Annotated in this window: 13 protein-coding genes and 1 tRNA gene; 10 read left to right on the plus strand and 4 right to left on the minus strand. The window is 59.3% G+C overall.

Going from position 1 to position 19,183, the window contains the following annotated elements:
* Position 1: 1 nt before the first annotated feature.
* On the minus strand, positions 2 to 2,803 hold the full coding sequence (locus Absy_RS05875; protein ID WP_048853824.1) for an Rne/Rng family ribonuclease: 2,802 nt from the start codon (positions 2,801 to 2,803) through the stop codon (positions 2 to 4).
* A gap of 100 nt (positions 2,804 to 2,903) precedes the next feature.
* On the opposite strand from Absy_RS05875, the gene Absy_RS05880 reads away from it, so the two are divergent.
* Both Absy_RS05880 and Absy_RS05885 read left to right on the plus strand, forming a co-directional pair.
* Positions 2,904 to 3,164 (plus strand): hypothetical protein, encoded by a 261-nt coding sequence (locus Absy_RS05880; RefSeq protein WP_048853816.1) that lies wholly within the window; start codon positions 2,904 to 2,906, stop codon positions 3,162 to 3,164.
* A gap of 169 nt (positions 3,165 to 3,333) precedes the next feature.
* Entirely contained in the window at positions 3,334 to 4,221 is an 888-nt protein-coding gene (locus Absy_RS05885) for an N-acetylmuramoyl-L-alanine amidase family protein (protein ID WP_048853825.1), read from the plus strand.
* A 178-nt stretch (positions 4,222 to 4,399) separates the two neighbouring features.
* On the opposite strand, the gene Absy_RS05890 is transcribed toward Absy_RS05885, so the two are convergent.
* Positions 4,400 to 4,486 (minus strand) — tRNA-Leu (locus tag Absy_RS05890).
* Between the two features lie 186 nt (positions 4,487 to 4,672).
* Between Absy_RS05890 and Absy_RS05895 the strand changes: the two genes are divergently transcribed.
* From Absy_RS05895 to Absy_RS05915, 5 genes are all read left to right on the plus strand, one after another.
* Positions 4,673 to 5,629: a complex I NDUFA9 subunit family protein gene (locus tag Absy_RS05895; RefSeq protein ID WP_048853826.1), complete on the plus strand. Its 957-nt coding sequence runs from the start codon at positions 4,673 to 4,675 to the stop codon at positions 5,627 to 5,629.
* 195 nt (positions 5,630 to 5,824) lie between these two features.
* A complete protein-coding gene (locus Absy_RS05900) occupies positions 5,825 to 7,270 on the plus strand; it encodes an NAD(P)-dependent oxidoreductase (RefSeq protein ID WP_048853817.1) in 1,446 nt (481 codons plus the stop codon).
* The gene (gltB, locus tag Absy_RS05905) at positions 7,270 to 11,826 is read left to right on the plus strand and encodes a glutamate synthase large subunit (protein WP_048853818.1); all 4,557 of its coding nucleotides are present in this window, start codon (positions 7,270 to 7,272) and stop codon (positions 11,824 to 11,826) included. The genes Absy_RS05900 and gltB overlap by 1 nt, the downstream gene beginning before the upstream one ends.
* A 136-nt stretch (positions 11,827 to 11,962) precedes the next feature.
* Positions 11,963 to 13,807 carry a M3 family oligoendopeptidase gene (locus tag Absy_RS05910; RefSeq protein WP_084596937.1) on the plus strand — a complete coding sequence of 615 codons (1,845 nt, stop codon included), beginning with the start codon at positions 11,963 to 11,965 and terminating at the stop codon, positions 13,805 to 13,807.
* A gap of 2 nt (positions 13,808 to 13,809) precedes the next feature.
* The gene (locus tag Absy_RS05915) at positions 13,810 to 15,174 is read left to right on the plus strand and encodes an ABC1 kinase family protein (RefSeq protein WP_048853819.1); all 1,365 of its coding nucleotides are present in this window, start codon (positions 13,810 to 13,812) and stop codon (positions 15,172 to 15,174) included.
* A 58-nt stretch (positions 15,175 to 15,232) separates the two neighbouring features.
* Here the strand turns inward: Absy_RS05915 and Absy_RS05920 are convergent, their stop codons facing one another.
* Positions 15,233 to 15,823: a hypothetical protein gene (locus Absy_RS05920; RefSeq protein ID WP_245614757.1), complete on the minus strand. Its 591-nt coding sequence runs from the start codon at positions 15,821 to 15,823 to the stop codon at positions 15,233 to 15,235.
* Between the two features lie 238 nt (positions 15,824 to 16,061).
* Here Absy_RS05920 and ispH point away from each other — a divergent pair, with 238 nt between their 5' ends.
* From ispH to rnhA, 3 genes are read left to right on the plus strand one after another with little or no spacing between them, the layout of a single operon-like run.
* Positions 16,062 to 17,063, plus strand: a complete 1,002-nt coding sequence (gene ispH / locus Absy_RS05925; protein ID WP_048853829.1) for a 4-hydroxy-3-methylbut-2-enyl diphosphate reductase — start codon at positions 16,062 to 16,064, stop codon at positions 17,061 to 17,063.
* Between the two features lie 9 nt (positions 17,064 to 17,072).
* Positions 17,073 to 18,047 carry a homoserine kinase gene (locus Absy_RS05930; protein WP_048853820.1) on the plus strand — a complete coding sequence of 325 codons (975 nt, stop codon included), beginning with the start codon at positions 17,073 to 17,075 and terminating at the stop codon, positions 18,045 to 18,047.
* Complete coding sequence (gene rnhA / locus Absy_RS05935; protein ID WP_371263679.1) at positions 18,031 to 18,525, plus strand: ribonuclease HI; 495 nt, start codon at positions 18,031 to 18,033, stop codon at positions 18,523 to 18,525. Before Absy_RS05930 ends, rnhA begins: the two co-directional genes overlap by 17 nt.
* 84 nt (positions 18,526 to 18,609) lie before the next feature.
* Here rnhA and Absy_RS05940 read toward each other — a convergent pair.
* Positions 18,610 to 19,183 (minus strand): OmpA family protein (locus Absy_RS05940; RefSeq protein ID WP_048853831.1); only part of this gene is annotated, 574 nt, incomplete at its 5' end.

Raw genomic sequence — 19,183 nt, forward strand, 5'->3', positions numbered from 1 at the left:
TTTAGCGCTTCCACCACCCGGTACGGCGGCGGGTTGCGGGCGGGCTATCCTCAATCACGATCGGCTGGACCACTGATTCAGCCTTATCTTCCGTGGTGGAGGCAGGTGCCGCCTTTGCAGCCGGTGCATCTTCCGCACTGGTCGCGGCAGTTTTGCGCGTTGTACGGCGGCGCGTGGGCTTTTTAGGCTCAGCGGATTCCGCCGTCTGGGCCTCGGCAGTGCCTTCCGCCGCGTCCGTTACCGCGCTGGCAGCCGTTGTTTTGCTGCGTGTTGTGCGGCGGCGTGTCGGCTTTTTGGGGGCAACCTCGGCACTGTCTTCAGCATCACCCTCTGGTGCGCTCTGAAGAGCCTCCTCCGCAGTGGCGCTTGCCGCTTCTGCTTTGGCAGCGGCAGTTTTGCGTGTTGTGCGGCGGCGCGTGGGCTTGGCAGGTGCCGGTTCGACCTCTGCCTCGTCCTGTAGAGCGGTTGCCTGTGGGGCAGGGGCGTCTTCGGTCACGCGCTTGGCTGGAGGCGCTTCCTGCACAGCGGGAGCCGGTGCTTTGGCAGGGGCGGGTCTGGGCTGTGCACTGTTTTCCAGCAGTTCAAAAATATCCGGCCCATCTCCAAACGGGTTGGCTGGTGTGGGGCCAGTCCATACAGCCCGTTGTGGCCGAGGTGCAGGGCCTTCCTCAATCATCACGCGCTGCTCAGGGGCCGATTCGCCTCCCTGCCGCTGTACGCGGGAGTGGCGGGTGCGGCGGCGGCCCGGCACAAGGTGGCTATCGGTCGCCTGTGGCTGGGCTGGCGCGGCGGGTGCAGTTTCTTCCGTTGCGTGTGCGCTCTCGGCTTCGTCCGCGTCATCGGCGCTGTCTTCGGTAGGTACGTTCTGCGTACCATTCTGGCCCTGTGCGTTACCATTCCCGTTGCCACCACGGCGGCGACGGCGGCGACGGCGGCGGCGTGGCTCTTCATCCCCTCCTGCCGCAGTGTCTGCCGTTTCAGGCTGGGCTGCTGGTGCGCTGGGGGTGGCGGCTGCTACCGGCACGTCCACATCAACATCCACGTTTTCCACCGGTGGGAGCTGCTGGGCAGCAGGCATCGGGCGGGCATGGGCGCGACGTTCGATGCGGATTTCCGGCGCTGGGAGCGAGTTATCGGGGGAGAACAGCACTTCCATCTGGTGGCGGTGCTCAATATTGGCCAGCCAGTCGCGCTTGTTGTTCAGGATGTAGAATGCAATTTCTGCAGCAACATGCACGGTAATGGCCGATGCACGGCGGCGTGCACCTTCTTCTTCCACCGAGCGGAGGACATGCAGAGCCGAGCTTTCCACGCTGCGGGTCATGCCTGTGCCATTGCAGTGCGGGCAGACCGTAAAGGCGGCTTCCGCAACCGATGGGCGCAGCCTCTGGCGCGACATTTCCAGAAGCCCGAAGTGGGATATGGAACCAATCTGGATTCGGGCGCGGTCGTGGCGCAGGGCGTCTTTTAACCGGCGCTCGATGGTGGCGTTGTGGCGGCGGGATTCCATGTCAATAAAGTCAATGACAATCAACCCGGCCAGGTCGCGCAGGCGCAACTGGCGCGCCACTTCATCTGCGGCTTCCTGATTGGTGCGGAAGGCGGTTTCTTCAATATTGCGCTGGCTTGTGGCCTTGCCGGAGTTCACGTCAATAGCGACCAGCGCTTCGGTCTGGTTGATGACCAGATACCCACCCGAACGCAGGGACACCACGGGGGAGAACATGGCATCCAAATGCCCTTCCACATGGTAATGGGTAAAGAGCGGCTGGTGCTCCTTGCTCCACAGGCGAACTTTGTCGGCATGGTGGGGCATGAGCATCCGCATGAAGTCACGCGCGGCTTTCCACCCGTTTTCACCATCGACTACAATTTCGCTCACGTCACGCGTGTACACATCGCGGATGGCGCGTTTGACCAGACTGGCTTCTTCATAAATCAGAGCCGGGGCCATGGACTGGAGCGTATGTTCGCGAATGTCGTCCCACAGGTGGAGCAGGTATTCGCAGTCACGGGTAATTTCGGGGCCAGGGCGCTGTGCACCTGCGGTGCGTACGATCATGGCCATGCCGCGTGGCAGGTTAAGGCTGCTCACAATATCACGCAGGCGGCGGCGGTCGGCCACAGAGGTGATCTTGCGTGAGACACCACCACCACGCAGCGCGTTGGGCATAAGCACACAGTAGCGGCCTGCCAGTGAGACGTAGGTGGTCAGGGCGGCGCCCTTGTTGCCGCGTTCTTCCTTGACGACCTGCACAAGCAGAACCTGCCGACGGCGAATGACCTCCTGAATCCGGTAATTCCGCAGGAAGCGGGCAATGCGCTTTTGAATAAGCGCTTCCTCACCCGTGTCGGTCTCGCCGCTTACGTATTCGGGTGCATCCTGCCGGTTTTCGCCGTCTTCGCGCCCATCCTCTTCAGCACTGCTGCGGGTGGCGTCCTGCTCTGTATCTTCTGCGGTGCTGGCAGCGTCTTCCTCATCGGAGTCGGCTGCGCCGTCTTCCATCAGGGTTTCTTCTTCAGCCTGGAGGGCCAGCAGCTTTTCGCGGTCGGCAACCGGGATCTGGTAATAGTCCGGGTGAATTTCGCTAAAGGCAAGAAAACCGTGCCGGTTGCCGCCATATTCAACAAAGGCGGCCTGCAGGCTGGGCTCTACGCGAATAACGCGGGCGAGGTAAATATTCCCCTTGAGCTGCTTTTTTGCAGCAGATTCAACATCATAATCTTCAAGTCTATTTCCATCCATCACAACCACACGCGTTTCTTCTGCGTGTGTTGCGTCGATCAGCATCCGCTTTGACATAAAAAGAAAAACTCCGGTGCGCTGGTGGCCAGCCTGAGCGGTGCTGTTGCCAACGTGGCTCAGCACGGAGCAGGGGCGCTTCCAGCGGGTATAAACAGGCGTGAACTGGAAAACCGAAGGTGCCTACAAAGCCCGCTGGCAGTCGCGCGCCAGTGCCCTGCAGGCATACTGGTGCCTGTGGTCTGGCCGAGATACTCAGGGCAATGGGGCGAGCTATGGTCGTGTATCCTTCAGTCATCGCTTTATAAGTCTTCTGGTTGCAGGGGTGCTGGCGGTTAATGCCGCGCAAACACAGCGCCCGGAAGAAAAACAAGCAGGGCGCACGGCAGGTACATTAATGCCCAGATGCCATGCACATTAAGCATGACCCAAATACCGCAAGACTGCAAGCTATTCGTAATAAAGGCTTTGAGCGGCAAATGAGTGGTTATTTTTTTGCCATTTTTCGGGCACAGTGCTTACGACAGGAACCTAAGGGATTAAAGGCGCGCTTTATGGCACCGCACAGGCCGGATCAGGTAAGGTCAAACATGCTCCTGCTGCCTCGTTCTTCCATGCCATTGCTTGTGCCGCGCAGAACATTTGTCCGCCGCGCGGGCTGTGGTGTGGTGGCAGGTACTGTTCTGGCAGGGGCAACGGGTGTGCCAGCGCTTGCGCGCACCCCTCATGCGGGGCGTGCGGGTGTGCTCCATGTGCCTGCCGTGGTGGGGCGCGCAGCCCCCCCCAGGCCGCTGGTTATGCTGGACCCCGGCCATGGGGGCAAAGACCCTGGTGCCATAGGGTTTTCTGGGACTTATGAAAAGCATGTGGCGGAGGCGGCTGCGCAGGAGTTATCGCGCCAGTTGTTGGCTACGGGGCGCTACCGTGTGGCGCTTACGCGCTCTAGCGATCATTTTATTCCGCTTGATGGTCGGGTGGATATGGCGCAGCAGCATGGAGCATCGCTCTTTATTTCCATGCATGCGGATGCTCTGCACAACGCCAGTGTGCGGGGGGCGAGTGTGTACACCCATGCGCATGGTGCATCGGATAGTCAGACAGCCGATCTGGCGCGGACGGAAAATAGCGCAGACCGTTTTGGCGGCCCTATGGTGCATGGAGCCTCGCCCGAGGTGCAGCGTATTTTGGCCAGTCTGGTTACTGAGGAAACGCGCAAAGGCTCTTCCCATATGGCGCAGGCTGTTGTGTCTGCCTTTCAGTCCCGCGTGCAGCTTTTAACGCATCCGCACCGCCATGCAGCATTTGCGGTGCTTAAATCCGCTCAAATTCCCTCTGTATTGGTGGAAATGGGTTTTATGTCCAACCGGCTGGATGAAGCCGCTTTGCGGCAGGCTGGTCACAGGGCCATGGTGGCGGGTGCCATGTGTGATGCCGTTAATCGGTATTTTGCTTCTGCCGGTGCAGGGCTTGCTGGCTAATATTTTAAGGTAGTTGTGGTTGCGGCTGAGGGGCAGATTAAGCCGCTTTGGCGCACCAATGTTAGGGGCAAGCCAATAAAGTTTTTAAGGATCGGTTTTTTAAAAAGGAAGGGGTCCAGAAAAGCAGAAGCCCCCTTGCGGGGGCTGCTTAGCTTTAACAAATTCCCGGGGGAGAATTTGGTGCCCAGAAGAAGACTCGAACTTCCACAACCTTTCGGTCACAGGTACCTGAAACCTGCGCGTCTACCAATTCCGCCATCTGGGCTCAAATGGCAACCCGGAGTGTTCCGGGCTGGTGAAGAGGCATTTACCCCGCGTGGTGGATAGCGTCAACAGGCAAAATGATTTTTTTTGACGAATTTGTGTCACGCTGTGCTCTGGCCTGTTGGGAATGAATGCAACACAGTGTGCTGGCGACCGTAACGTGCGGAAAAAACAGAAGGATGCGGGCATGAGTGGGAGCAGGATTGCTGCCGTGCTGGGTGGGAACGGCTTTGTGGGGCGGTATGTTGTGCAGTGCCTGGCGCAGGCCGGGTACACGGTCCGGGTGGCCAGCCGCCGGCCGGACCTTGGTGCGCTGCTGCGGCCTATGGGGCGCGTGGGGCAGGTGGCACCTTTTTATGCTTCTGTGCTGGACGATAACGCCGTGGCCTGCGTGGTGCGTGATGCCGAGGTTGTGGTTAATCTGGCTGCCGTGCTGTCCTCTTCCTCCGCGCAGAGCCTGCGTGCGGTGAATGTGGAGGGGGCAGGGCGTGTTGCCCGTCTGGCGGCAGAGGCCGGTGTTGCCCGCTATGTTCATATGTCGGCCCTTGGTGCATCGGCGGATGCCCCCTCTGCTTATGGTCGCAGCCGTGCGGAAGGGGAGGCGCTGGTCCGGCAGTATTGTCCCGGTGCCTCCATTGTGCGTCCGTCAGTCATTTTTGGGCCGGAGGATCGGTTTTTTAACCTGTTTGCCACCCTTGCCCGTTACCTGCCCTTTATGCCGGTGTATGGTGCGACCACCCGTGTGCAGCCCGTTTATGTGGGGGATGTGGCGCAGGTGGTGGCGCAGGTGGCGACTAAGCCCGAACTGGCTGGTCGGGTCTGGCAGCTTGGTGGGCCAGAAGTTATGACCATGCAGGAAATAGCTGCTTATGTTCTGCAGCAGACACAGCGGGATCGGCCTGTGGTGCGCATACCCATGGGGCTGGCGCGGTTGCAGGCGTCTGTTCTGGAGCGTTTGCCCGGTAAAATGCTCACGCGGGACCAGTTGCTTATGCTCTCGCAGGATAACGTGGTGCCTCCTGAGGAATCGGGGTTTGATGTGCTGGGGCTGGTGCCAACCAGTGTGCAGGCCTGTGTGCCGTTTTACCTGGAGCGCTACAGGGCTGGTGGCGGTCGCTCGGGTGTTTTTGTTCCGCAGCGCTAGGTTGCGGACAAAAAGGTCCGGAATGTTCCCTTTTATTTTGCAAAAAATGCGTTTTTTAGGGGGTGTTCGGGCCTAAAATTAAAATAGGTAAGCAATACTGTCTTTTTATCTGCAACGATAAAGTGCACCTTCCCTCCTGCTTGATTTTAGGGGGGCGGGGTCTGTCTGGCGCGCCCTTGTAGCCGGGGATGGCGTATGACAACCAAGATGCTCAAATTCGTCTCCGTTCCGCAAAAGCAGCCGGAAAAACGCATGGCGGCTGATCGGCGGACGGATTTTGACGAAATTTATAATGACTTTAAGCCCGAACAGGCTACGGAACAGGCAAGCCGCTGCTCGCAGTGTGGTGTGCCGTTCTGCTCCGTGCACTGCCCGTTGGGGAACAACATTCCCGACTGGCTTATGCTGACGGCTCAAGGGCGGCTGGAGGAAGCTTATGGCGTATCCTCCGCGACCAACACATTCCCCGAAATTTGCGGCCGTATTTGCCCGCAGGACCGTCTGTGCGAAGGGAGCTGCGTGATCGAACCGGGGTTCGAGAGCGTGACCATCGGTGCGGTTGAGCGGTTTATTACCGATACGGCGTTTGAGAATGGTTGGGTCAAACCCGTAACCCCCATGCGTGAACGTGCGGAATCCGTGGGCATTGTAGGGGCAGGTCCTGCGGGTCTGGCAGCAGCGGACCAACTGCGTGCGCAAGGTTACAAGGTGCATGTGTACGACCGGTATGACCGCGTTGGCGGCCTGCTGGTTTACGGTATTCCCGGCTTTAAACTGGAAAAACATATTGTGGCCCGCCGGCACGAACTGCTGGCCGAAGGTGGAGTGGTCTTTCATCTCGGGCAGGGGATCGGGAGTGGTGCGAACGACTTGTCCTTTGCGGAGTTGCGTGGGCGGCACAATGCCCTGCTGATCGCAACCGGCGTGTACAAATCGCGCGAGATTGGTGGGCCGGGTGCCGGTCTGGCCGGGATCGAAAAAGCACTGGATTACCTGACCGCTTCCAACCGCCGCTCTCTGGGTGATGTGCTGCCAGAAGAGGCACAGGCGCTGGATGCTGCGGGCAAAAACGTGGTGGTGCTCGGTGGTGGCGATACCGCCATGGACTGCGTGCGCACCGCTATTCGTCAGGGCGCCAGATCCGTGCGCTGCCTCTACCGGCGCGATAAGGCCAACATGCCCGGCTCCGCGCGCGAAGTTAAGAACGCGGAAGAAGAAGGTGTGCAGTTTGAATGGCTGGCTGCCCCCGAGGCCTTCCTTGGCGATAAGCATGTCACCGGGGTGCGCGCATCCCGCATGAAGCTGGGCCTGCCCGATGCATCTGGCCGCCAGTCGGTGGAACCGCTGGAAGGTTCGTCCTTTACACTCGAGGCTGATCTGGTCATTGCGGCTCTGGGCTTTGACCCCGAACCCCTGCCACAGATGTGGGATGAGCCAGCATTGGCTGTCTCGCGCTGGGGTACGCTCAAGGTGGACCAGAACAGCTTTATGACATCCCTGCCCGGTGTGTTTGCCGCAGGGGATATTGTGCGCGGGGCCAGTCTGGTCGTGTGGGCGATCAAGGATGGGCGGGATGCAGCCCAAAGCATTCACCAGTGGATCAAGGCCGATGCAACGGCTCGTACGGCGGAGCAGGGATAATGGATATGGAACAGTTTTCGCACACTGTTTCCGCTGAAAGCGGTGAAGAGTTTTTAAAAGCGTGGGATGCCAATGTGGAGGCGCTGGATGGGTTGTATGACCCGGCAGATGAGCGCGATTCCTGTGGTGTTGGTCTTGTGGCAGCCCTTGATGGCAAACGCCGCCGCGAGGTGGTGGAAGCCGGTATTGCCGCCCTGAAAGCCATCTGGCACCGTGGCGCGGTCGATGCCGATGGCAAGACCGGCGATGGTGCTGGCATTCATGTGGAAATTCCGCAGGAATTCTTTGCCGATGCCATTACCAGTACGGGTGACCGCCCGAGCGATGGCCCCATTGCCGTTGGGCAGGTATTCCTGCCCAAGACCGATTTTGTGGCGCAGGAACAGTGCCGCCAGATTATCGAAACCCAGATTCTGGCATTTGGGTACGGTATTTACGGCTGGCGGCAGGTACCGATCGACACGTCCTGCATTGGTGAAAAAGCCAACGCAACCCGCCCCGAAATTGAGCAGATCCTTATTCGTAACCTGCCGGGTAAAACGGAAGAGGCATTTGAGCGGGACCTGTACGTTATCCGCCGTCGGATAGAAAAAGCGGCCATTGCAGCGCAGGTGGACCTGTACATCTGCTCGCTGTCCTGCCGCTCCCTTATTTATAAGGGCATGTTCCTTGCCGAACATCTGACCGAGTTTTACCCGGACCTGCTGGATGAGCGGTTTGTCAGCCGTTTTGCCATTTATCACCAGCGCTATTCGACCAACACCTTCCCCACATGGAAGCTGGCTCAGCCATTCCGTCGTCTGGCCCATAATGGTGAGATCAACACCATTTCGGGCAACATCAACTGGATGAAAAGCCACGAAACCCGGCTTTCTCACCCAGACCTTGACCCGTGGATGGCCGATATCAAACCTCTGGTGCAGGCTGGTGGGTCGGATACGGCAACGCTGGACAATGTGTTTGAACTGCTGACCTTTGCCGGGCGCGATGCGCCCGCTGCCAAGGCGCTGATGATCCCCGCCAGCGTTGGTGGCAATGCCGCCATGAAGCCCGCACACCGCGATATGTTCACCTACTGCAACGCAGTCATGGAACCGTGGGATGGCCCCGCAGCACTGTGTGCGACCGATGGCCGGTGGGTTGTGGCTGGTCTGGACCGCTCCGGTCTGCGCCCGCTGCGTTACACGGTAACAACCGATAACCTGCTGATCGTAGGGTCCGAGACCGGTATGGTCCGCGTGCCGGAAAATGCGATTGTCAGCCGTGGCCGCCTTGGCCCGGGCGAGATGATCGGTGTGGATCTGGACGAGGCCAAGCTCTACGGCAACAGCGCCCTGCTGGATGTGCTGTCCTCCCGTCAGGATTTTTCGGACTGGATCAAACGGACCCAGAAGATCGGCCACCTTGTTCGCTCTGATGTGACCGAACCGGTTTACTACACAGGGGATGAACTGCGCCGCCGCCAGCTGGCCGTAGGGACCACGCTGGAAGAGCTTGAAACCCTGCTCCACCCGATGGTGGAAGATGCCAGCGAAGCCATTGGCTCCATGGGGGATGACACGCCATTGGCCGTGCTTTCGCCCCGTTACCGTGGTCTGTCGCATTATTTCCGCCAGATGTTCAGTCAGGTGACCAACCCGCCCATTGACAGCCTGCGTGAAGCTGGGGTGATGAGCCTTGCCACACGGCTTGGTAATCTTGGCAATATTCTGGACCAGTCGGCGGAGCAGTGCGATATGCTCCAGCTCCCCAGCCCGGTCCTGACATCGGGTGAGTACGAGGCCCTGCGCGGGTTCTGCGGTGCTTCCGCCAGTGTGATCGACTGCACATTCCCTGCCAAAGATGGCGAGGCTGGCCTGCGGGAAGCCATTGCCCGCATCCGCCGCGAGGCGGAGGAGAGCGTGCGTGGCGGATGCACCCATGTGTTCCTTACGGATGAAGGCCAGTGCCCCGACCGGGCTTCCATCCCTATGATTCTGGCCACGGGGGCTGTGCATACCCATCTGGTCCGCACGTCCCTGCGTACGTTTACCTCGCTTAACGTGCGCACCTCTACCGCACTGGATGTCCATGCCATTGCTGTTACCATTGGGGTGGGGGCAACCACGGTTAACCCCTATCTGGCGCAGGAAAGCATTGCCGATCGCCACCGCCGCGGCCTGTTTGGCAGCCGCAGCCTGCGTGAGTGCATGGAGCGTTACCGCAAGGCGGTGGACAAGGGCCTGCTCAAGATCATGTCCAAAATGGGCATTTCCATTGTGGCGTCTTACCGTGGTGGCTGCAATTTTGAGGCCGTAGGTCTGTCCCGCGCGCTGACGGCAGAGTTTTTCCCCGGTATGCCCTCGCGTATTTCGGGTATTGGTCTGTCGGGTATTGCACGGAATGCGCTCAGCTTCCACGAACAGGCATGGGGGTCGGCTTCTGCCCTGACCCTGCCTGTGGGGGGGCTGTACAAGCTGCGCCGCAGTGGGGAGCAGCACGCGTTTGATGGTGGGCTGATCCACATGCTCCAGACCGCTGTGGCAACGGATAGCTTTACCATTTACCAGCGTTATGCGGATGCGGTGCGTGCCCAGCCCCCGGTGGCTCTGCGCGACCTGCTCGACTTCCGTGAAGGGCGCAAACCCATTCCGGTGGAAGAGGTGGAAAGCATTACGCAGCTGCGTAAACGGCTGATTTCGCCAGCAATTTCACTTGGCGCCCTGAGCCCCGAAGCGCACGAGACCCTCTCCATCGCCATGAACCGGATTGGTGCCAAATCCGATTCCGGGGAAGGGGGCGAGGACCCGGCACGCGCCAAACCACGCCCGAATGGGGATAATGCATCCTCCGCCATCAAGCAGGTGGCGTCGGGGCGTTTTGGGGTGACCGCGCAGTACCTGAACGATTGCCGCGAGCTGGAAATTAAGGTTGCGCAAGGGGCCAAACCGGGCGAAGGCGGGCAGTTGCCCGGCTTCAAGGTGACCGAGCTTATTGCCAAGCTGCGCCATGCAACGCCGGGGGTGACGCTGATCTCCCCACCGCCGCACCATGATATTTATTCCATCGAGGATCTGGCGCAGCTCATTTACGACCTTAAGCAGATCAACCCGGATGCCAGTGTGACCGTCAAGCTGGTAGCACGTTCTGGTATTGGTACCATTGCCGCAGGTGTGGCCAAGGCCAAGGCGGATGCCATACTTATTTCCGGCCATTCGGGTGGTACGGGGGCAAGTCCGGTTAGCTCCATTAAATATGCGGGGCTGCCGTGGGAGCTGGGGCTGGCGGAAACGCATCAGGTGCTCATGCTCAATCGCCTGCGCCATCGTGTGCGCCTGCGGGCCGATGGCGGCATTAAAACCGGGCGCGATGTGGTGATTGCGGCCATGCTGGGTGCGGAAGAGTTTGGTATTGGTACGGCCAGCCTTGTTGCCATGGGGTGTATTATGGTGCGCCAGTGCCACTCCAACACCTGCCCGGTTGGTGTATGCTCGCAGGACCCGGCCATGCGCGCCAAGTTTGAAGGCACGCCGGAAAAGGTGATCAACCTGTTCTCGTTCATTGCGGAGGACGTGCGGAACATTCTGGCTTCGCTGGGCTTCCGTACCTTGAACGAGATTATTGGTCGCACGGACCTGCTGCGTCAGGTTTCCCGCGGGGCGGATTATCTGGACGATCTGGACCTGAACTCCCTGCTCTCGCAGGCAGATCCGGGGCCATTTGCCCGTTACTGCACGCTGGAAGGCCGGAACGAAGTGCCGGATACGCTCGACGCGCAGATGATCAACGATGCTCGTCCGCTGTTTGACCATGGTGAGAAAATGCAGCTGCACTACAACGTGCAGAACACCCAGCGCGCCATTGGCACGCGCATTTCCTCCCTGATCGTGCGGCAGTTTGGCATGAAAACACTGGCGCCGGGCCACCTGACCGTGCGTTTGCGGGGGTCTGCCGGTCAGTCCCTTGGAGCGTTTGCGGTGCAGGGGCTTAAGCTGGAAGTGCTGGGCGATGCCAACGACTACGTGGGCAAGGGGCTGTCGGGTGCGACCATTACGGTCCGTCCTTCTCCATCTTCCACGCTTGTGTCCAACCAGAACGCCATTATTGGCAACACGGTTCTGTATGGTGCAACTGCGGGTGAGCTGTATGCAGCAGGGCAGGCAGGCGAACGCTTTGCGGTGCGCAACTCGGGTGCAACTGCGGTCATTGAGGGTTGTGGCTCCAACTGTTGTGAATACATGACTGGCGGCACCGTTGTGGTGCTGGGTGATGTGGGTGACAACTTTGGTGCAGGCTTTACGGGCGGTATGGCTTTTGTGCTGGATAGCAATGATGGCTTTACCAAACGCGTAAACCCCGAAGCCCTGCTGTGGTCGCGTGTGACTGACCCCAAATGGGTCAAAACCCTGCGCGGACTGGTGGAGCGCCATGTGGAGGAAACAGGCTCTGCCTATGCCTCCATGCTGCTGCATAAGTGGGACGAGGTTCTGCCGCAGTTCTGGCAGATTGTGCCCAAGGATTACGCTAAAATTATTGGTTTTAGTGTGGATGAGGCACCGCAGGCCAAGTCAGCCTGAACCGGCGGCCTGTAACCAGCAGAGCTATGCAGGGCGGGCGGGGGCTTATGGCTCCCGCCCGTTTTGCCGTTCTGGTGCTTTGTCTTTGCATGTAACGCCTCTCGCCTCTGGTGGATTTGCGCGGTAGAGTGGCGGCATGGAACATACCGCGCATTTTTCCCGTTCGCTGTCACTTCCGCTCATGGCGGCGGAAGCCGGACCTGCTTCTTCCTCTGATCAGGGGGGAGCACATCTGCCCCGCTGGGATCTGTCGGCCCTGTATGCAGGCATGGATGACCCCAGGCTGGAGGCCGACCTTGCCTCCGCCGCACAGGACGCCAAGGAATTTGCCAAGGCGTATCAGGGCCGTTTGTCCGACCTGAGCGGCGCGGAACTGGCGCAGGCCATAACCCGCTTTGAAGGAATAGAGGAAAAGCTGGGGCGGGCGGGGTCTTATGCCTCCTTGCTGTTCGCTGCGGATTCGTCCGATTCCTCCATCAGCCGTTTCAGTCAGTCCATTAACGAACGGCTGACCGATATTTCTGCAGATCTCCTGTTCTTCGGGCTGGAACTGAACCGGCTGGAAGAGGCTGACCTTCAGGCCAAATTGGACGACCCTGCCTTGGCCCGCTGGCAGCCCTACCTGCGCGATGTACGCATGTATCGCCCGCACCAGCTTGGCGATGATGTGGAAAAAGTGCTGCTGGAAAAATCCGTAACCGGCGCGCAGGCATGGTGCCGCCTGTTTGATGAGACAATAGCCGCCCTGCGCGTTACGGTGGATGGGCAGACCATGCCCGTGGGCGATGCGCTCAACCGCCTGTCCGATACTGACCGGTCCGTGCGCGAGCGCGCGGGCAAGGCGGTAGGGGCCGTGTTTGAGGGGAATGTGCGTTTGTTTGCGCTCATTACCAACACGCTGGCCAAGGATAAGTCCATATCCGATGGGCTGCGGCATTTTGCCCGCCCCACCTCATCGCGCAATCTGTCCAACATGGTGGAAGATGGCGTGGTGGACGCGCTGGTTTCTGCCGTTCGGACCGATTATCCGCGTTTGTCCCACCGGTATTATAGCCTTAAAGCCAAATGGATGGGGCTGGACAAGCTGGAGCACTGGGACCGCAACGCCCCGTTGCCCGGTTGTGAGGACCGCAAAATTCCATGGACCGAAGCCAAGGACATTGTACAAAAAGCGTATGATGGGTTTGACCCACGCATGGGCAAGGTCATAACCACCTTCCTGACCAACCCGTGGATTGATGTGCCCCCGGCCCCCGGCAAATCCCCCGGTGCGTTTGCCCACCCCACGGTGCCTTCTGCCCACCCGTATATTCTGCTCAACTACCATGGCCGCATCCGCGATGTGATGACGCTGGCGCATGAACTTGGGCATGGTGTGCACCAGGTTCTGGCTGCCCGGCAGGGGTACCTGATGTCCGACACACCGCTGACACTGGCTGAAACCGCCAGCGTGTTCGGTGAGATGCTGACCTTCCAGTCCCTGCTGGATGGGGAAAAAGACCCCGTGCGCCGCAAGCTGCTGCTGGCTGGCAAGGTGGAGGATATGCTCAACACCGTTGTGCGCCAGATTGCGTTCTACGAGTTTGAGACCCGTGTGCATGATGAGCGCAAAAAAGGCGAACTTCTGCCCGAACGGATTGGAGAAATCTGGCGCGCCGTGCAGACCGAAAGTCTGGGGCCAGCCTTTAACTTTACGCCTGAATACGATGTGTTCTGGGCGTATATTCCCCACTTCATCCATTCTCCCTTCTATGTGTACGCCTATGCGTTCGGAGATTGTCTGGTTAATGCGCTGTATAAGGTGTTCAGCGAAGGGGCTCCGGGTTTTCAGGACAAATACATTGCCATGCTGGAAGCCGGTGGCACCCTGCGCCACAAGGAACTGCTGGCTCCCTTCGGGCTGGATGCGTCCGATCCCGGCTTCTGGCGTAAGGGGCTGGATGTGATCTCTGGCTTTATTGACCAGTTGGAGCAGGACTGAGCATGGCGCGCGATCTTGATAACTCCGGCATGTTCGGAGAGCTGCGGCGGATGGTGCAGACCACCGGCACGGTGGGGGGCATTGCCGCGCGTATGGCGGGGCACAAAATAGGGCTGCGTTCGGGTGGGGCAACCCACGCGGAGGACCTTAAATCTGTTCTGGGTGGGCTAAAAGGCCCCCTTATGAAGGCCGCCCAGCTGCTTGCAACCATACCGGGTGCGCTGCCGGAGGAATATGCGGAGGAACTGGCCCAGCTCCAGTCCAACGCGCCGCCTATGGGCTGGAACTTCGTGCGTCGCCGTATGGCCGCCGAGTTGGGTGCGGGGTGGGAAAAGAATTTCCGGGCCTTTGGCAAGGAGGCTGCTGCGGCAGCAAGCCTTGGGCAGGTGCATCAGGCCATTCTGGCGGATGGGCGGCGTGTGGCCTGCAAGCTCCAGTATCCGGATATGAATGCGGCGGTGGAGGCGGACCTTAAGCAGTTCCGTATGGCCATTGGCGTGTACCACAAGCTCGATAATGCCATTCGGCAGGACGATGTGGTGGAAGAACTGGCCGAACGCCTGCGCGAGGAGCTGGACTACCGGCGGGAGGCCGCCAATATGCGCCTTTACCACGCCATTATGCAGTCCTGCCCGGATGTGACAGTGCCGCTGCCAGTGGATGAACTGAGCACCCGCAGGCTGCTGACCATGGAATGGGTGGTTGGCCAGAACCTGAACGCTGCTATCAAGGCCGGTCTTTCGGACGAACAGAAAAAGAAGATTGCCAGTGCCCTGTTCCGGGGGTGGTACGTGCCACTCTACCAGTATGGGGTGGTGCATGGCGACCCGCACATGGGGAATTTTACCCTGCGTGAGGATGGTGGGTTAAACCTGCTGGACTTTGGAGCGATTCGGATTTTTCGACCTTCGTTCATCAAAGGCAACATTGATCTGTATAATGCTCTGCGCACAAAAGACGAGGATCTGGCGGCCCACGCGTATGAAGCATGGGGATTCCGCGATCTCTCGCGCGAGAAGGTGCGGGTGCTCAACGAGTGGGCGAGCCTGCTCTATGCACCGCTTATGGATGACCGCGAGCGCTATATTCAGGAAGAAAACAACCCCGAACATGGGCGTGAGGTGCTGAACCGCGTGCATGAGGGGCTGCAAAAAACCGGTGGTGTTCGGCTCCCGCGTGAATTTGTGCTGGTGGACCGCTCGGCCATAGGGCTTGGTTCGGTCTTTATGCGGTTGAAGGTCAAAATGAACTGGAGCGAACTGTTCCACGAAATTGTGGATGGGTTTGACGAGCAGGCTCTGACAGACCGGCAGACCGCAGCCATTCAGGCAGCCCACTTCCCCCCCGATGCGCCCCCCGCTACCTGAAGGTCCGCGCCCGGATTAACCGTAAAGGGCAGGGGGCCAGCGCCCCCTGCCCAAAGACCTAGTATGCCAGATAGGTCGCGCGTTTCAGGTGTTGCTGATTATATTCAAGCTGGCTGGGGCTTAGCTGGAAGCCCACCTCAAACCGGTAATCGGAGTCGACGTTCCGGGGGGGGATGGGCAGGTCAATCGTAATGACCTTGGTTGTTGTATCAAACGTTGCAAGGTTGGCCGGGAACGTAACCGAGTGGCGGAAGATGTGCTTGTTTACAATCCGGTCCCCGTGCAGCACCGCAATAAACCACGGTATGTTCAGCACTTCGGTGGAGGAAGCCGGGCCGCGTTCCACCGTAATATGCAATACGACTCGGGTTTTCAGGTCTTTGGGGCCGCCAGCAAGGCAGTCCCCTTCCAGCTTGACAATGCTGGCCCGCGCCACCAAGTCAGAAAAACTGGTGGTTTTGCCTTTATAAAGGTAATAATCCGCCGCTTCTGATGGAATATGCGTAATGGGGCAGGCTGGCGCAAAATCCATAGACGCACTTTCCCCGCCACCGCAGCCGGTCAGAGCCATTGTCAGGCCCATGGCCAGTGCGCCAGTAGCGGTTACGCGGGGGAGCAGGCTGCGCAAACGGGTAAGATCATAAGGCATGGAGTGATCCGGCATTATAGGGTGGAGGAACAAAAACGGGTGACGCACAAACCCGCCACGCTCTTGTGAGCGTGTGTTTCACATCTTGGTTGCTGCAAAACGGGTTGCATCACATGCGTCCTTTGCGTAGGCCACAACTGCCACGGCCTTTACCGGGTTTCGGGCATAGCCTGTTTTCAATATGCTTCTTCATAGCCAGTTTTCTTCTATACAGTCCGCTGCAACTTTGGGGAACACCATGCCCGCTCAAACTGATACCCTTCCTACCACCCAGAACGCGGATGCGCAGCATAGCCGGTCACTCAAGGTTCTTCTGGCTGGCCCACGCGGTTTTTGCGCCGGGGTGGACCGTGCTATTCGCGTAGTGGAAGAAGCCATTCGCCGCTACGGTGCTCCGGTCTATGTGCGCCACGAAATTGTGCATAACCGCACCGTTGTTGAGGAGCTGGAAGCACAGGGTGCCATTTTTGTTGAGGAACTGGACGAAGTTCCCGCAGATGGCCATGTTGTATTTTCCGCCCATGGCGTGCCCAAAACCGTTCCGGCAGAAGCTGAACGCCGCAACCTGCTTTATTTGGATGCCACATGCCCGCTGGTATCCAAGGTCCACCGCGAAGCCGAGCGCCATTATGCCGCAGGTGGCCCCGAAAGCCGCCATATTCTGATGATCGGCCATGCAGGCCACCCGGAAGTGGTGGGGACAATGGGGCAGCTCCCCCCCGGAGCCGTAACCCTGATCAACGATGCGGATGAAGCGCGGAGCGTACAGCCTGCGGACCCTAGCATGTTGGCCTTTATTACCCAGACCACCCTTTCTGTTGATGATACGGCAGAAATTGTGGAAATCCTGCGTGAGCGCTTCCCCCTGATCGAAGGCCCCAAGCGCGAGGATATCTGCTACGCCACGACCAACCGGCAGGAAGCGGTTAAAACCATTGCGCCGGAGTGTGATCTGGTCATTGTGATCGGTTCGCCCAATTCCTCCAATTCCCAGCGTCTGCGCGAAGTGGCGGAACGCTCCGGTGCGAGCAAAGCCCTGCTTGTACCCCGGCTGGATGCGCTGGACTGGTCCGTGCTGGATGGTGTGAACACGCTGGGGATTACGGCTGGCGCTTCCGCCCCGGAAGCTCTGGTGCAGGAAATGCTGGCAGAAATGGCCAAGCGTTATACGCTGTGCATTGAAGAACGGATTGTGAAGGAAGAAAACGTGACATTCCGCCTTCCCGCGCCGTTAGGCTAAAGGTGGTTCATGGCCGTTTATACGGATGTTAGCGACGAAGCGCTGCGCGATTTTCTGGCGGATTTTGCCATTGGGTCTCTGGTAGCGTTTCGGGGGATTGCTGAGGGGGTTGAGAACAGCAACTTCCAGCTTCGTACAACACAGGGGGATTTTATTCTCACCTTGTACGAAAAGCGGGTGAATGCGCGTGAACTTCCCTGGTTTCTGGGCCTTATGCAGCATCTGGCGCGCGAAGGGGTAACCTGCCCGCAGCCAGTGGCGGACAAACAGGGGCATACGCTTAAAACCCTTGCCGGGCGTCCGGCGGCCGTAACAACATTTCTGCCCGGTGTGTGGCCCCGTACGGTGCGGAGCGAACATTGCCGCCCGCTTGGCCGTGCATTGGCGCAACTCCATGCTGCCGGTCGGTCCTATGCGCCAGAACGGCCCAATGCGTTGGGGCCAGCGGCGTGGGCTCCCTTGCTGCAAAGCTGCGCAGGTGGGGCTGATGCCGTGCAAAAGGGGCTACAGGCAGAACTGGAGCAGGCGTTGGCCCATATTGTGCCAGCGTGGCCGGGTGTGGGCAGCAATCCTGCCCTGCCGCGTGGGCAGATTCATGCGGATCTATTCCCCGATAATGTGTTTTTCCTGAATAATAACGTGTCTGGCCTGATCGACTTTTACTTTGCCTGCACGGATTATCTGGCTTTTGATGTGGCGATCTGCCTGAACGCATGGTGCTTCCAGCCCGATGGCGCGTTTAATGTTACCTTTGCCCGGCAAATGCTGCTGGGGTACGAGGAGGTGCGCGTACTTGAGGAGGCCGAACGCAAAGCCATGCCGGTTCTGGCACAGGGTGCGGCCATGCGCTTTTTGCTGACCCGGTTGTATGACTGGATCAACACCCCGGCAGATGCGCTGGTTACGCCCAAAAACCCGCTGGATTACCTCAAGCGGTTGCGCTTCCATCTGGCAACGCAAAGTGTGGATGGTTATGGACTCTGAATCCTCTTCCCCCCTGCCGGAAAACCGGATGCAGGTTGAAATCTGGACCGATGGCGGGTGCAGGCCCAATCCTGGCCCCGGCGGCTGGGGGGTGCTGCTGCGCTGTAAAGGTGTTGAGCGCGAACTCTCCGGTGGGGAGTTGGAAACCACCAATAACCGTATGGAGCTGACCGCTGCGGCCGAAGCGCTTGAGGCGTTGAAAAAGCCCTGCATTGTAAACCTGCATACGGACAGCGAGTATGTGCGTAACGGAATTACGCGCTGGCATACCGGCTGGGTGCGCCGGAACTGGCGCAATGCAGCCGGTGACCCTGTTGCCAATATGGATTTGTGGCGGCGTTTGCTGGATGCCGCCAAACCGCACGATGTATCGTGGCATTGGGTTAAAGGGCATTCTGGTGTGCCTGAGAACGAACAGGTGGATCAACTGGCCACGCAGGCCCGTTTACGCATGGAAGAGCAAAAAGCCAGCATGTAGCTGTATGCCCCACAAACAGGGGGCAGGCCGAACCATTTGCGTTATGCCCGCAGGCTGTTCAGCAGCTTGCGGGCATTGTTGTATTCAGGGTTCTGCGTCGGACTGGTAAATATCGATATGGTCTTCTGGCACGCCGGGTTTGGCGTCTTTTGGCACACCAATGACCCGCACATAAATGCGTGTGGAGGGGATGCCCCCGTTCATTAAAACGCTCCGTGCAGCCAGTCCACGGGCGAGCGACATGCGGCGTGGGAGCGATGGGTCATCCGCAGCACCGGAACTGTAAGCGTTAATGAGTGCGCGCACATGCGGCTTGTAAGCAAGATTCTGCCCAAATGTGAGAATGGCCTGATGCGTCTCCGGGTTAAGATCGGCAGAGCCGGGTGCAAAGGTCAGGCGTATGCCGCCGGGAATCGCCGTAACCACCCCTTGTGCCTGCACCTGCACAGCGGGTTGCGGCGGAATGGGGAAGGGGTGGACCTCCACATCGGAAGGAGCCGGGGTGAGCTGGGGTACGGGGGGCGGACCATTGGGAATGGTCGCAGCAGGAGGGGTATGCACCACAGCAGGGTGTTGTGGTGCGGGGGCTTGCGTTTGCGCCGGAGCGGCCCCACGCGCAGGAGCAGGAGCAGGAGCAGGAGCAGGAGCAGGAGCAGGA

The organism is Acetobacter syzygii (assembly GCF_000964225.1).
GTDB classification, from domain to species: domain Bacteria; phylum Pseudomonadota; class Alphaproteobacteria; order Acetobacterales; family Acetobacteraceae; genus Acetobacter; species Acetobacter syzygii.

Coding starts and splice junctions, on each gene's coding strand:
- Absy_RS05875 (WP_048853824.1), bottom strand. CDS start 2,803: ATGTCAAAGCGGATGCTGATCGACGCAACACACGCAGAAGAAACGCGT.
- Absy_RS05885 (WP_048853825.1), top strand. CDS start 3,334: ATGCTCCTGCTGCCTCGTTCTTCCATGCCATTGCTTGTGCCGCGCAGA.
- Absy_RS05895 (WP_048853826.1), top strand. CDS start 4,673: ATGAGTGGGAGCAGGATTGCTGCCGTGCTGGGTGGGAACGGCTTTGTG.
- Absy_RS05900 (WP_048853817.1), top strand. CDS start 5,825: ATGACAACCAAGATGCTCAAATTCGTCTCCGTTCCGCAAAAGCAGCCG.
- gltB (WP_048853818.1), top strand. CDS start 7,270: ATGGATATGGAACAGTTTTCGCACACTGTTTCCGCTGAAAGCGGTGAA.
- Absy_RS05910 (WP_084596937.1), top strand. CDS start 11,963: ATGGAACATACCGCGCATTTTTCCCGTTCGCTGTCACTTCCGCTCATG.
- Absy_RS05915 (WP_048853819.1), top strand. CDS start 13,810: ATGGCGCGCGATCTTGATAACTCCGGCATGTTCGGAGAGCTGCGGCGG.
- Absy_RS05920 (WP_245614757.1), bottom strand. CDS start 15,823: ATGCCTTATGATCTTACCCGTTTGCGCAGCCTGCTCCCCCGCGTAACC.
- ispH (WP_048853829.1), top strand. CDS start 16,062: ATGCCCGCTCAAACTGATACCCTTCCTACCACCCAGAACGCGGATGCG.
- Absy_RS05930 (WP_048853820.1), top strand. CDS start 17,073: ATGGCCGTTTATACGGATGTTAGCGACGAAGCGCTGCGCGATTTTCTG.
- rnhA (WP_371263679.1), top strand. CDS start 18,031: ATGGTTATGGACTCTGAATCCTCTTCCCCCCTGCCGGAAAACCGGATG.